The 12,999-nt window shown below is 62.5% G+C and carries 12 protein-coding genes and 1 pseudogene; 6 read left to right on the top strand and 7 right to left on the bottom strand.

Translation table 11 applies throughout. The annotated features are described in order from the left end of the window. Window position 1 precedes the first annotated feature (1 nt). The 3 genes from arfB to ACZ9A3_RS04145 form a co-directional block, all read right to left on the bottom strand. Entirely contained in the window at window positions 2-415 is a 414-nt protein-coding gene (gene arfB, locus ACZ9A3_RS04155) for an alternative ribosome rescue aminoacyl-tRNA hydrolase ArfB (RefSeq protein ID WP_093385761.1), read from the bottom strand. Between the two features lie 22 nt (window positions 416-437). Continuing rightward, window positions 438-644, bottom strand: coding sequence for a hypothetical protein (locus ACZ9A3_RS04150; protein ID WP_093385766.1), 207 nt, complete (start codon window positions 642-644; stop codon window positions 438-440). Between the two features lie 104 nt (window positions 645-748). Then, complete coding sequence (locus ACZ9A3_RS04145; RefSeq protein ID WP_249744369.1) at window positions 749-1,114, bottom strand: helix-turn-helix domain-containing protein; 366 nt, start codon at window positions 1,112-1,114, stop codon at window positions 749-751. A gap of 313 nt (window positions 1,115-1,427) precedes the next feature. On the opposite strand from ACZ9A3_RS04145, the gene ACZ9A3_RS04140 reads away from it, so the two are divergent. The 6 genes from ACZ9A3_RS04140 (at window position 1,428) to ACZ9A3_RS04115 (ending at window position 8,099) form a co-directional block, all read left to right on the top strand. Next, window positions 1,428-2,081 (top strand): DUF1120 domain-containing protein, encoded by a 654-nt coding sequence (locus tag ACZ9A3_RS04140; RefSeq protein WP_093385776.1) that lies wholly within the window; start codon window positions 1,428-1,430, stop codon window positions 2,079-2,081. A gap of 164 nt (window positions 2,082-2,245) precedes the next feature. Next, complete coding sequence (locus tag ACZ9A3_RS04135) at window positions 2,246-2,884, top strand: DUF1120 domain-containing protein (RefSeq protein WP_258597000.1); 639 nt, start codon at window positions 2,246-2,248, stop codon at window positions 2,882-2,884. Between the two features lie 44 nt (window positions 2,885-2,928). Next, complete coding sequence (locus ACZ9A3_RS04130) at window positions 2,929-3,570, top strand: DUF1120 domain-containing protein (protein WP_256326755.1); 642 nt, start codon at window positions 2,929-2,931, stop codon at window positions 3,568-3,570. Window positions 3,571-3,708: 138 nt separating this feature from the next. Beyond that, window positions 3,709-4,425, top strand: coding sequence for a fimbria/pilus chaperone family protein (locus ACZ9A3_RS04125; protein ID WP_093385785.1), 717 nt, complete (start codon window positions 3,709-3,711; stop codon window positions 4,423-4,425). After that, window positions 4,422-6,884, top strand: a complete 2,463-nt coding sequence (locus ACZ9A3_RS04120) for a fimbria/pilus outer membrane usher protein (protein WP_476252172.1) — start codon at window positions 4,422-4,424, stop codon at window positions 6,882-6,884. The genes ACZ9A3_RS04125 and ACZ9A3_RS04120 overlap by 4 nt, the downstream gene beginning before the upstream one ends. Window positions 6,885-6,971: 87 nt before the next feature. Beyond that, complete coding sequence (locus ACZ9A3_RS04115; RefSeq protein WP_476252171.1) at window positions 6,972-8,099, top strand: DUF1120 domain-containing protein; 1,128 nt, start codon at window positions 6,972-6,974, stop codon at window positions 8,097-8,099. A gap of 45 nt (window positions 8,100-8,144) precedes the next feature. On the opposite strand, the gene ACZ9A3_RS04110 is transcribed toward ACZ9A3_RS04115, so the two are convergent. The 4 genes and pseudogenes from ACZ9A3_RS04110 to ACZ9A3_RS04095 all read right to left on the bottom strand — a co-directional run bounded on the left by ACZ9A3_RS04110 (window position 8,145) and on the right by ACZ9A3_RS04095 (window position 12,968). Beyond that, a complete protein-coding gene (locus ACZ9A3_RS04110; RefSeq protein WP_045200547.1) occupies window positions 8,145-9,566 on the bottom strand; it encodes an amino acid permease in 1,422 nt (473 codons plus the stop codon). Window positions 9,567-10,193: 627 nt separating this feature from the next. Further along, window positions 10,194-11,324 carry a 23S rRNA pseudouridine(2605) synthase RluB gene (gene rluB, locus ACZ9A3_RS04105; protein ID WP_045200126.1) on the bottom strand — a complete coding sequence of 377 codons (1,131 nt, stop codon included), beginning with the start codon at window positions 11,322-11,324 and terminating at the stop codon, window positions 10,194-10,196. A 171-nt stretch (window positions 11,325-11,495) separates the two neighbouring features. Beyond that, window positions 11,496-12,254, bottom strand: a pseudogene (scpB, locus tag ACZ9A3_RS04100) (SMC-Scp complex subunit ScpB); the annotation flags it as partial. Window positions 12,255-12,269: 15 nt separating this feature from the next. After that, window positions 12,270-12,968, bottom strand: a complete 699-nt coding sequence (locus ACZ9A3_RS04095) for a segregation and condensation protein A (RefSeq protein WP_476253314.1) — start codon at window positions 12,966-12,968, stop codon at window positions 12,270-12,272. Window positions 12,969-12,999 lie beyond the last annotated feature (31 nt).

Raw genomic sequence — 12,999 nt, 5'->3', positions numbered from 1 at the left:
CTCAGTAATCGATCTTGCCGCGCCCGGCCTTGATGGCGCCGCGCTTGCTCTTGGTGTCCAGGCGCCGGGTTTTCGAGCCCAGGGTCGGCCGGGTCGGGCGCCGCGCCTTTTCCACCTTGGTCGCCGAAAGAATCAGTTCGCGCAGGCGCTCCAGGGCATCGGCGCGGTTCTGCTCCTGGGTTCGATACTGCTGGGCCTTGATGATGATCACCCCGTCACGGGTAATGCGGCTGTCGCTCAGCGCCAGCAGACGCTCCTTGTAAAACGCTGGCAATGACGAAGCCTGGGTGTCGAAACGCAGGTGCACGGCGCTGGAGACCTTGTTGACGTTCTGCCCGCCGGCGCCCTGGGCGCGGATGGCAGTCAACTCGATCTCGTCGTCCGGGATCTGCACCGCGTTGGATAACTGCAACATCACACATCCTTTGATCAAACATTCAGGCTGACTCAGGTATTCGGCAGCGTCCCCGCTCGGCCTCTTGCGCCCCCAGGCACAGCACCTGGGCTACACGCTGTACGCAGCCCTGGTCCACCGGGGACAACTGGCGAAACAAAATCAGCAGCTCGTTTTCGACTTCACTCAAGCGTTGCACAGGCGAAGCGTTACTTTCCGTGTTGAATGCGCAGGTTTTATGCTCCGACATGATCACCCTTCCCTAGCGAGACTGAATGCATCGACGTTACGAGCAATTCCCTGCGGACCCACCAGGACCGTTCCGAGCGTTTCGTAGGAAAATTGAGATAATAGCTATGCGCCACTACCCTTCGCGTCGTGCATGGCCCCGACAATTCTATGCACAACTTCTTGGTCAGCGATAGCCAATGATCGGTACTGAGCCAGCAATCGCTGTTCCGGTTCATTCAACGAAGCGCCATCATCGATCGTGCGCACGCCAGTGATCACGTAGCGCACATCGACACCAACCCCGGCGACCGCCGCAAGATACGCCGCGTCCGGGTTGCGCTCGCCTTTTTCATAGCTGCCCTGAGTATTGCGGTTGACCCCGCCAAGCTGGGCGAAATCATCCTGGCGAAGGCCCAGGCGGGTACGCTCCTGACGCAATCGTTCACCGCTTTCTGCCGATTTCGGTGCAGTTGTTGCACAATTTTTCAATCAAAACCCCTTTACAAGAACATTTTTTTGTGCATAATCGGCATCCGAACAACACAGACAGCCTTGCCGAGCACTATGCCCCCGCTGTTTACTCCTGGGCAAGGCCAAGCAAAGCACATAAAACCAAACATTCGCACGTTCTATCGTCTAGCCAAAACGTGTGAAAAATCGTCACGGATGACACAGGATCAGGGTTCGCCCTGGTAACTGGTACAGCAGGCATGCCTAGCGCGCCTGACGAGCCATCCGCTGCCGGCCCCACCATAAGACCAATCACGGCGCGGAGGTTCATTCATTTTCAAAGGACCGAATAATGAACACCAAGCCTTTGTGCACCCTGACCGCACTGCTGACCTTTGTCAGTGCTGGCGCTCATGCCAGCAGTACCGACGTCAATATCAGCGGCACCATCACTCCTGCAGCTTGTACGCCGTCGCTCTCCAGCAATGGCCAGGTCGATTTCGGCAACATCAGCATGCCCGATCTCACTCCGCAGCCCGGCATCCCCGACCACTCGGTCCTGGCGCCGCGCAGCCTGACCTTCAGCGTCACCTGTGACCGTGCCACCCGCTTTGCCCTGGTAGCCACCGGCAACCGTCGCGACAGCAGCTCGATCCCCCTGCCCAAAGCCTTCGGCCTGGGTTCCACCACCAGCGGCCAGGCCATCGGTTTCTACAGCGCAACCTGGCCCGACAACGGCGCGACCCTCGACAACCTGCCGGCCGACACCCTGTACTCCGAAGACAGTGGCAGCACCTGGGTGAAAGTCCCGGGCAGCGGTTTCGAGCACCTGGGCGACAAGCCCGAGTCGCGCCTGGGCTTTGCCCTGCGCGGGCAGACCAGCCCTAGCGCAGCCGAAGTCCTCAACCTGCGCCTGGACGTGGCCGGCTGGCTGCGCAATGACATGACCCATGTCGATGAGGCGCTACTCGATGGGCACATGACCATCGAGTTGCAGTACCTCTAGCGGGTAACAGAACGCCCACGCGTAACGGTCCTTCACCGACCGCCAAAAAGAACCCGGCGAATGCCCAGGTCTTTCCCTGCCACCAGCGACAGGGAACGGACTGCTGCGCTCGAAAAACGGGTCATTCGCAACACCCACCACCAACACTTAAAAGGAAAACCGCTGTGAAAAAGTCCGTACTGTCCCTTGCTGTGCTGATGACCCTGGCCACCGCCAATGCCATGGCCGCCACGACCGACCTGACCGTAACCGGCACCATTACCCCTGCCGCCTGCACGCCAACCTTGAGCAATGGCGGCCTGGTCGAATATGGCTCGCTGTCCTTGACCGAGCTTGAAGAAACCTCAATCGGTTACAAACTGCCGGCCAAATCCCTGAATCTTTCGATCGAATGCAGCGCCCCGGCCACCTTTGCGCTCATTACCAACGACAACCGCCGCGACAGCAGTCCTGCCAATGCCTGGTTGTTCGGGCTCGGCAATCACCTGGACCAGGCTATCGGTTATTTCGGCATGACCATGGACCATGAAAACACCATTGTCGACGGCGCACCGGGCACCCACCTGGCCTCCGAGGATGCCGGCAACACCTGGACCAACATCATGGACGGCATACTTCAAGACGCCGGAAGAGCTCCTGACTATCGCGCAGCCTTTAGCTCTACCGGTAGCAGCGTGGGCCCAGCTCCGGCGAGCAGCGTCAATGTCATCATGGACATCCGCGGCAGCATCAACAAAGGTCTGACCCTGAACGGTGCCATGGAGCTCGACGGCAGCGCGACTATCGAAGTCGTCTACCTCTGACAAGCGGGCCGCTAGCCTGCGCCAACATCCAACAGGAATTTGCCGTGAAAACTTCCGTACTGACCCTTGCTGTATTCATAGGCGTGGTGAGCGCCAACACCTTCGCCGCCACCACCGACTTGACTGTCACCGGCACCATCACTCCAGCCGCCTGTTCGCCAACCCTGGGCAATGGCGGCGTGATCGACTACGGCGCGGTGTCCCTGACCGATCTGGAAGGCGATTCGACCAATTACAGGCTGCCTGTCAAGACCCTGAGCCTTGCAATCGACTGCGACGCCGCAACCACTTTTGCCCTGATGACCCGCGACAATCGCCTCGACACCCTAGACCCACGGGACTACACCTTCGGACTGGGCATGCACCAGGACCAAAGCATCGGCTCATACATGATGACCTGGGAGTTTGAAAACACCCTGGTCGATGGTGAACAAGGGTTCAATTTCTATTCGAACGATGGCGGCCAGTCCTGGGACGGCATGGGAGACGACCGTGGAAACCTGCTCAATGCCAGTAGAGTGCCGTTGAGTCGAACCGGATTCAACTCAAGAATAAGTCATCGCCTTGAACCTATCAGGAACGTCAACGTGATGATGGACGTCCGAGGTTTCATCAAGAAGAGCCTGGTAGTAAACGGCAGCATCCCCATCGACGGCAGCGCGACCATCGAAGTCGTCTACCTCTGACCGCTGCCCCCAAGGGGCGCGAACAGGGACCCCTCGCACCCCGGCCATGACCCACGGCCAGCGCACTCCCCCACCATGAGCCTGCCGGATGCAGCTTGAGGGGAGCTGCGCCCGACGCCGCACAAGAACCTTACAACCATGACTATTGCGTGCAAATCCTTTGCTGGCAGCCTGCTGCCTGCGATTTTCATCTGCACCCTACCCCTGATGCAGGCACACGCCGACGGTATGGTGCCCAGAACCTCGGTGGTGATCGTTGAGGAAGCCCGCGCCAATGGCAGCGACTTCGTGGTCACCAATACCGACCCGCATGCCGCCCTGCTGGCGGTGTTCATCGAAAACCCGAGCGAAGACACTGACAACCTGCTGGTGGTCCAGCCCACCGTGGCGCGGGTCGAAGCCGGCAAAGAACAACAGGTGATCTTCCACTATGTAGGCAAGGAACCGCTGCAGACCCAACGCTTGCGCCGGGTGATCTTCGAAGGTATCCGCGAAACCGCACCGGGCGATCCCGGGGCCATGCGGGTCAACTTCGGCGTGCGCCAGAACCTGCCGGTTATCCTTCACCCCAAGGGCCTGGCGCGCAACAGCGAACCGTGGAAAGGCCTGAGCTGGCGTATCGACGGCAAGCAACTGCGGGTGGAGAACAACACCCCCTACGTGGTGCGCCTGGCCCAGGAGCTGAAACTGTTGCCCGGCCAGCACGCCCTGGACCTTGGCCGCACCTACCTGCTGGCCAATCAAACCATCACCCTCGACTTGCCTGATGCCGCCACTGCGGCCAACACCGTGCGCTTTCAGCCGGCCACGGTCTATGGCTTTGCGGTCGATCCTTACGAGGCGCGCATCCTGTGAAGGTCATCGTCAATGCCATTGGCAAACCGCGACCACGCGAGCAATTGATACTGGGCCTGTGCCTGACCCTGCTGGGACTTGAGACCTTCAAACCGGCGCGAGCCGCCAATGAAGCCGCAGCGCCCGGGCACAGCGTGTTCGACCAGGAGGTCCTGCGCCAGCGCGGTATCGACCCCAGGCTTGCTGCCCTGTTTGGCCGGCAAACCCGCTTCCCGCCAGGGCGTCAGCAGATCAGCCTGAGCGTCAACGGCCGTGACAGGGGCACTACCCAGGCGCGCTTCGGCGAGGATGGCAGCCTGTGCGTCGATAATCCCTTGCTGGCCTTCGCCGGGCTGCGCCAACCCGCCGAGTGGTCCACCACCCTGGATGCCCAGGAGCAGCCTGCCGATCCGGACTGCCTGGCCCTGGCCACGGCCTTCCCCCAGGCTCAGGTCGAACTGCAGCCCGGTCAGCACCAGGTGCGACTGTTCGTACCGGACCAGGCGCTGCTGGACGAGCGGCAATTGTCCGACGACTACAGCCAGGGCGGCATTGCCGGGCTGTTGAACTACGACATTTTCAGCTCGTTCAACCGCTACGATGGCCAGTCCAGCCGTTATGCCGCAGCCAATACCGAGCTGGGCCTGAACCTGGACAACTGGATCCTGCGCAGCCGCCAGGTGCACAGCCGCTTCGATGGCAAGATGCGCAGCGAAATGCTCGACACCTATGTGCAACGCAGCTTCGCCCAGCACCGCAGCCTGTTCCAGGCCGGCGAGATCAGCCTGGTCAACCCGGTGCTCAACGGCGCGCAGATCATTGGCGCGCAGCTCACGCCGGAGTATGGCCTGCTCTCGCAGCTGGACAACGCCAGCGTGCAGGGCATCGCCAACAGCCAGGCGCGGGTCGAGGTGCACCAGAACGGCGCCTTGCTGTACAGCACTGTGGTACAGCCCGGGCCCTTCACCCTCACCAACATCCCGCGCATCACTTCGCGTTCGGACCTGGAAGTGACGGTGATCGAAACCAATGGCGAGCAACGGCGCTTTCGCGTACCGGCCAGCCTCGCCGCCAGCGCCCGCCCGCAAAGTGGCTACAGCGTCGGCGCCGGCGTGGTGCGCAGCCATGGCCATGGCAGCGACGACCCGGCGGTGGTGAGCCTGGGCCAGAGCGGCGCGCTGGGCAATACCTCGGTCATCAGCAGCGGCCTGATCCTCGCCCAGGGCTATCGCAGCCTTGGCGCCAGCCTCGGCACCGCGCTCACGCCACAGCTCAGCACCGAGGTGTTTGCCATCGGCGCGCAAGCCAGCAGCCTCGACCAGCAGGGCGCGCAACTGGGCGGCCAGCTCAACTGGCAAATGCACGAGCAATGGAGCAGCCTGGTGGCCGCCAACCACCGCAGCCGCGGCTACCGCGAACTGCTCGACAGCACCTACCGCAACAATGATCAGTTCGCCTCCAGCTACCGCGACCAGTTCAGCACCAGCCTGCGCTGGGCCAGCCGCGCCCTGGGCAGCCTCAACCTGGGGTACACGCAAAGCACCTACTACGAGCACGACAGCACGCAACGGCTGTTTTTGTCCTGGGGCAACAGCTACGGCGGCGTCACATTCTCGGCGACGGTGGAAAAAGCCCTGGGCAGCAGCGACGGCTACAACGACGACGCCGTGTATTTCAGCGCCAGCATCCCCCTGGATGGTCGCCGGCGTCTGCGCAGCAGCGTGCGCCACAACGACAGCAGTACCACCAGCACGGTGGCTTACAACGAGCAGGTCAGTGACAGCCTTGGCTATCGCCTGGGCGCCGAACATCGTTCCGGCGATTCCAGCACCCTGGCCAGCGCCGGGCTTTCGGCATTACCTCGCTACACCCAGCTAGACCTGAACTACAGCGGCGACGGCGACAACAGCAACTACAACCTCGGCCTGCGCGGCGGCATAGCCGTGCATGGTGCCGGGATCACCCCCTCGCCCTATCCGATCCGCGATACCTTCGCGATCCTCTCGGTCACCGAGACCCCCGGAGTCAAGGCCAGCACCCCGAGCGGCCCAGTGTGGACCGATCATGCCGGCAACGCGGTGGTGGCCTCGCTCACCGCCTATGGCAAAAGCCCGGTCGAGGTCGACACCCAGAGCCTGCCGACCCACATCAACGTCGACCAGGGCGCCGGCGTGCTGCGCGCCACTCGCGGCGCGGTGCCGCGCCTGAGTTTCCGCGCCTGGAGTGTCCGTCGGCTGCTGCTGACCCTGCTCGACAGCAGCGGCCAGCCATTGCCCAGCGGCGCGTCGGTGTTCGACGACCGTGGGCGCTTCATCAACCTGGTGCAACCGGGCGGGCTGGTGTTCATCGACAACAGCGCCGACATCGGCCACCTGATCATCAGCGACCACCAGGCCCGCGAATGCCGCGTCACCCTCGACCCGGATACCGGCGCCAGCAGCGACAGCTACTACACCCAGGCCCAACGCACCTGCAGTTGACCCCCCTTCGCGACGACATGACGCCAGACGGCAGCTACACCTTGTGTCGTCCTTCCATACACCGCTTTGGTGAGGATGCGTCAAATCATGAACACCCGGTACAAACCCCAGCTTGCAATGCTCCTGCTCTTCGGCCTGCCGCTGACAGCCTTCGCCAATGAATGCCGATTACAGATCACGCCGACGCCGCTGGACTATGGCACCCTCGACCGCAGCCGCCTGCAGCCCGGCAGCCCAGGCCTGGCACTGCCGGAGAAATCCGCGCAGTTGGCCCTGAGCTGCAGCGAAAGCACCGACCTGAGTGTGTTCTATACAGCCAATGCCCTGGACGGCGAGCGCTTCGAACTCGCCGCTGGCGGGCACTACCGAATACGTGCCGCCGATGCCGTGGTCGACGGCGAACGCGTTGACCTGGCCCGGATCGAACAAACCGGCGCCGTGCCGGGCCCGGCCAGCGCCTCGCTGGGCTGGCAGCCGCGTAGCGGCATGGTCCCGGTCCGGGCCGGCAAAGCCGTGCAAGGCCGCAGCCTGAATCTGACTCTGGTGTTCGAAGCCGAGCTGTCTGCCAAGGCTTTCGAAGTGCGCGAGTCGACCTCATTGCGCAGCAGCGGGCAGTTCGCTGCCCCGGCCTCCGGCAGCACTGCCGAACTGGCCTTGCAATGGCAGATCCAGCCAGCGGCCTGCACGCCATTGCTGTCCCAGGGCGGGGTGGTGGACTACGGCAAGATCAGCCTGCAGAGCCTTAACAGCGACAAGCGCACGCGCCTGCCCACGCGCCAGCTGAACCTGTCGATCCAGTGCGACAGCCCGGCGCGCTATGCCCTGCTAATGCAGGACAACCGCGAGGGCACGGCGGTGGTCGATTCGCTGAATTTCTACGGTTTGGGCCGCGATGCCAGCGAGAACAAAATCGGCCTGTACGAGGTGCAGATCGACCCGTTGCACATCAGCGCCGACCAGTTGCCGGCGGTGTACCTCACCCAGTCAACCCGCGGCACCGGCTGGAGCACCGCAGGCAGCACCAGCAAAGCGCTGACCACCACCACCCTGCTCGGCTTCAATGATGTCGAGAACAACAGCAACGGCCCGATCGCCATCCGCCACCTGAGCACGCCAATCAACATCATGCCGGTGATCGCCGCCACCAGCGAGCTGGACAACCGCCAGGACATCCACCTCGACGGCTCGGCGACGATCGAGATCATCTACCTGTAAACGAAAACGCCCCGGATAACCGGGGCGTTTTTTCAACCGTGCGAATCAGCGCTTGAGCGAGGCCGGGGTAGCCGCTGCCGCCGCTTTGCTGCGGTTGGTTTTCAGGCTGTAGCAGACCACCATCACCAGCAGCCAGACCGGAATCGCGTAGACCGAGATCTGGATGCCCGGGATCTGCAGCATGATGCCCAGGATCAGCACCACGAAGGCCAGGCAGATGTAGTTGCCATAGGGGTACCACAGCGCCTTGAACAGCGGAGTCTGGCCGGTCTTGTTCAGGTGCTGGCGGAACTTCAGGTGCGAGTAGCTGATCATCGCCCAGTTGATCACCAGGGCGGCCACTACCAGCGACATCAGCAGCTCCAGCGCGTGCTGCGGGATGAAGTAGTTGAGCAGCACTGCAACCAGAGTCACCGCTGCCGAAGCCAGGATCGAACGCACCGGCACACCGCGCTTGTCGATCTTCGCCAGGCCCGCCGGGGCATCGCCCTGTTCGGCCATGCCGTAGAGCATACGGGCGTTGCAGTAGGTACCGCTGTTGTACACCGACAGCGCCGCGGTCAGCACCACGAAGTTGAGGATGTGCGCAGCAACATCACTGCCCAGCAGCGAGAACACTTGCACGAACGGGCTGGCGCCGTAGGTTCCACCGGCGGCATCGAGGCTGGTGACCAGGCTGTCCCATGGGGTCAGCGACAGCAGCACGACCAGGGCACCGATGTAGAAAATCAGGATGCGGTAGATCACCTGGTTGATCGCTTTGGGGATCACAGTCTTCGGCTTGTCGGCTTCAGCGGCGGTGAAACCGAGCATTTCCAGGCCGCCGAAGGAGAACATGATGATCGCCAGGGCCATGACCAGGCCGCTGACGCCATTGGGGAAGAAGCCGCCGTGTTCCCACAGGTTGCTCACCGAAGCTTGCGGGCCGCCGCTACCGCTGGCCAGCATCCAGCTGCCCAGGGCGATCATGCCGACAATGGCCAGGACCTTGATGATCGCGAACCAGAACTCGGCCTCGCCGAACACCTTGACGTTGGCCAGGTTGATCGCGTTGATGAGGATGAAGAAAGCAGCCGCCGAGGCCCAGGTCGGGATCTCCGGCCACCAGTAGTGCACGTACTTGCCGACGGCGGTGAGCTCCGACATGCCCACCAGGATGTACAGCACCCAGCAGTTCCAGCCCGACAGGAAGCCGGCAAAACCGCCCCAGTATTTGTGCGCGAAGTGACTGAAGGAGCCGGCCACCGGCTCTTCGACGATCATCTCGCCGAGCTGGCGCATGATCATGAAGGCAATGAAGCCACAGATCGCATAGCCGAGGATCATCGACGGGCCCGCCGACTTCATCACCCCGGCCGAACCCAGGAACAGCCCGGTACCGATTGCACCGCCCAGGGCGATCAACTGGATATGGCGATTTTTCAGGCCGCGTTTCAGCTCGCCTGAATGCGTGTTTTGTCCACTCATGAACGAAGTCACCTGCTTGTTTTTATCTGTGACGGAATCGGACCCACCGCGCTCGTGGCGCAGCGGAATTAACAAGGTGATTACCTTGAGGATCTTGGCCAACTGCTGCCCGTCCAGGGCATAAGCCGTGGGCGAATCAGCCGGGTGTCAGCAAGAGTGCGCGGTACGCATTGGGGTCACAGTTAAAACGCGGCGCATTGTATACCCCTACAGACGCGCAGGGGTCAACACGTTGCGTGACTGTCTGACGACAAAACGCACCGGTCCTGAGGAAGGGTTCTAGCCTGGGGAGGTAATCGGCGTACATGGCGCCTCCATTTGTTCTTATTGAATGCCCGGCTCTCCGGCCCGGCTTTGCACACGGCAATGGCGCCTATCTCACCGCTCCCGGGGCCTGCGAACAAGCTGTTGACGGGCAGGTAAAGCGCCCTGGCCCGGGGCTTTCGGCAAGTTCTGTTTACACCCATAGAAATCTCCAGCCAGGGCCCGTGTACCGGCTGACATTTGTGACGATTTATTTACACAATGGTGTAAAAACTTTCCACGGCTTACGGAAGTGTCTGTAAGACAAGGAAATTTGCGCAAAAAAAAGCCAACCCGAAGGTTGGCTTGTTTAACCGGCCCGACTTACGGGCGCGGTTTGTTGCGGGTGCTGCCCGGACGCTTGGGCGCCGGCTTGCCGCGCTTGTTCATGTCGCTTGGGCGCTCGGCCACGGTGCTGCTGCCACGGCCGCTGTCCTTGCGCGGCGCTTCACCACGCGGCTGACGGGCTGGACGCTCGTCGCCACGGGGCTGGCGAACCGGACGCTCGGCTTCACCACGAGGCTGGCGCGCAGGGCGCTCGCCGGTTGCAGCGCCATCCTGGGCCGGACGCAGGGTGCGCACGCGCTCGCCACGGCCCAGCGGACGGGTGGACTTGCGCTGCAGGCGCTCGAGCTTGTCCTTGCTCTTGTGGTTCAGGGCCGGCATGGCCACTGGGGTCAGGCCCACTTCGGCGGCAAGAATGTCGACTTCCTGCTGGCTCATTTCGCGCCAGCGGCCCATCGGCAGGTCGGAGTTGAGGAACACCGGGCCGAAACGCACGCGCTTCAGACGGCTGACCACCAGGCCCTGGGATTCCCACAGGCGGCGTACTTCACGGTTGCGACCTTCCATCACCACGCAGTGGTACCAGTGGTTGAAGCCTTCACCGCCAGGGGCTTCCTGGATGTCGGTGAAACGCGCCGGGCCGTCTTCGAGCACGACACCGGCCTTGAGGCGGGCAATCATGTCTTCGTCGACTTCACCACGCACACGCACGGCATACTCACGGTCCATTTCGTAGGACGGGTGCATCAGGCGGTTGGCCAGCTCACCGTCGGTGGTGAACATCAGCAGGCCGGTGGTGTTGATGTCGAGGCGACCGATGTTGATCCAGCGGCCTTCTTTCGGCCGTGGCAGGCGGTCGAACACGGTCGGACGGCCTTCCGGGTCGTCACGGGTGCAGATCTCACCGTCGGGTTTGTTGTACATGATCACCCGGCGCACGGTTTCGGCAGCTTCTTCGCGCTTGATCACGCGGCCGTCGACCGAGATCGCATCGTGCAGGTCGACGCGCTGGCCAAGGGTGGCATTGACGCCATTGACCTTGATCCGGCCCTGGCTGATCCAGGCCTCGACGTCGCGGCGCGAGCCCACGCCGATACGGGCGAGAACTTTTTGCAGTTTCTCGCCTGATGGCGGCAATGGCTGGGTTTCTTGCAGGTCTTTTTCACTCATGCTGGGCACCTCCCGGTGTATTTACGAAAATCTGGTATGGCGAACAAGCGCCAAAAAGGGTCGCGTATCATACGCTGATCGCGACGTGAACGCACCTGAGACTAGCCGAAATTGCAAAAGTTGCCGGGTCTATCCGCCCGAAGGCCAGGGTTACTGATGCGGCGTCTGCGGTTCGGTTGCCAACGGCTCGTCGTCCAGATCCACCTGGGTGTCGTCGACCAGGTCATCGAAATCGGTCTTGAGCCCTTCTTCCATGGCGTCCAGTTCGGTCAACAGGCTGCGGAAGCTGGTTTCTTCCTGGGGCTCTTGCGGCTCGGCACTGGCATCGGCCAGGGCCTGCAGGTGCGCCGGTACCGGGGCATCGTCCAGTTCCAGTACCGGTTCGGGCTCAGGCTCCATCTCGCGCAACTCGGCCAGCGGCGGCAGGTCATCGAGGTTCTTCAGGTTGAAGTGGTCGAGAAAGGCCTTGGTGGTGGCGAACATCGCCGGTTTACCCGGCACTTCACGGTAGCCGACGATGCGGATCCACTCGCGCTCGAGCAGGGTCTTGATGATGTTGGTGTTGACCGCCACACCGCGCACGTCCTCGATCTCGCCGCGGGTGATGGGCTGGCGGTAGGCGATCAGCGCCATGGTCTCCAGCAGGGCCCGGGAGTAGCGCTGCGGGCGCTCTTCCCACAGCCGGCCGACCCAGGGTGCGTAGTCTTCGCGGATCTGCAGGCGGTAACCCGAGGCCACCTCCTTGAGCTCGAAGGCGCGGCCATTGCAGGACTTGCGCAGCACCTCCAGGGCCTTCTTGAATACCGCAGGTTCCGGGCGCTCGGCTTCCTCGAACAATTCGTACAGGCGCTCAAGGGATTGCGGTTTGCCCGAGGCCAGCAAAAAGGCCTCGAGCAGGGGCGCCAGGTCGCGCGGTTCGTTCAGGTTCATGGGCTTGCTCAGTTGTTACTCGGCGCGGGCGCGGACATGGATCGGCGCAAAGGGCTCATTTTGCACCAGTTCGATCAAGGATTCCTTGACCAGTTCGAGAATCGCCATGAAGGTCACCACCACCCCGAGCTTGCCCTCCTCGGCGCTGAACAGCTCGACGAAGGGCACGAAGCCGCCGCCCTTGAGGCGCTCAAGCACTTCGCTCATGCGCTCGCGGGTCGACAACGCCTCACGGCTGACCTGGTGGCTTTCGAACAGATCACCACGGTGCAGCACTTCGGCCATCGACACCAGCAGCTCTTCCAGGCTGACCTCGGGCAACAGCTTGCGCACCTTGGCCTGCGGCGCGTCCAGGCGCGGCACGATGACCTCGCGGCCAACCCGGCTAAGGCCGTCGATGCCTTCGGCGGCGGCCTTGAAGCGCTCGTACTCCTGCAGGCGGCGGATCAGTTCGGCACGCGGGTCAGCCTCTTCTTCCTCGACCTCGGCCGAACGCGGCAGCAGCATCCGTGACTTGATCTCGGCAAGCATCGCCGCCATCACCAGGTACTCGGCGGCCAGCTCCAGGCGCACGGTCTTCATCAGTTCGACGTAACCCATGTACTGGCGGGTGATTTCCGCCACCGGGATGTCGAGGATGTCGACGTTCTGCTTGCGAATCAGGTACAGCAGTAAATCCAGAGGCCCTTCGAAGGCCTCCAGAAACACTTCCAGGGCGTCCGGCGGAATGTACAGGTCTACCGGC

The sequence above is a fragment of the Pseudomonas sp. TE4620 genome (assembly GCF_056279045.1).
The sequence above is the reverse complement of the archived record's forward strand: the minus strand, read 5'-3'. Positions and strand labels throughout refer to the sequence as shown.

Coding starts and splice junctions, on each gene's coding strand:
- ACZ9A3_RS04140 (WP_093385776.1), top strand. CDS start 1,428: ATGAACACCAAGCCTTTGTGCACCCTGACCGCACTGCTGACCTTTGTC.
- ACZ9A3_RS04115 (WP_476252171.1), top strand. CDS start 6,972: ATGAACACCCGGTACAAACCCCAGCTTGCAATGCTCCTGCTCTTCGGC.
- rluB (WP_045200126.1), bottom strand. CDS start 11,324: ATGAGTGAAAAAGACCTGCAAGAAACCCAGCCATTGCCGCCATCAGGC.
- ACZ9A3_RS04125 (WP_093385785.1), top strand. CDS start 3,709: ATGACTATTGCGTGCAAATCCTTTGCTGGCAGCCTGCTGCCTGCGATT.
- ACZ9A3_RS04110 (WP_045200547.1), bottom strand. CDS start 9,566: ATGAGTGGACAAAACACGCATTCAGGCGAGCTGAAACGCGGCCTGAAA.
- arfB (WP_093385761.1), bottom strand. CDS start 415: ATGTTGCAGTTATCCAACGCGGTGCAGATCCCGGACGACGAGATCGAG.
- ACZ9A3_RS04150 (WP_093385766.1), bottom strand. CDS start 644: ATGTCGGAGCATAAAACCTGCGCATTCAACACGGAAAGTAACGCTTCG.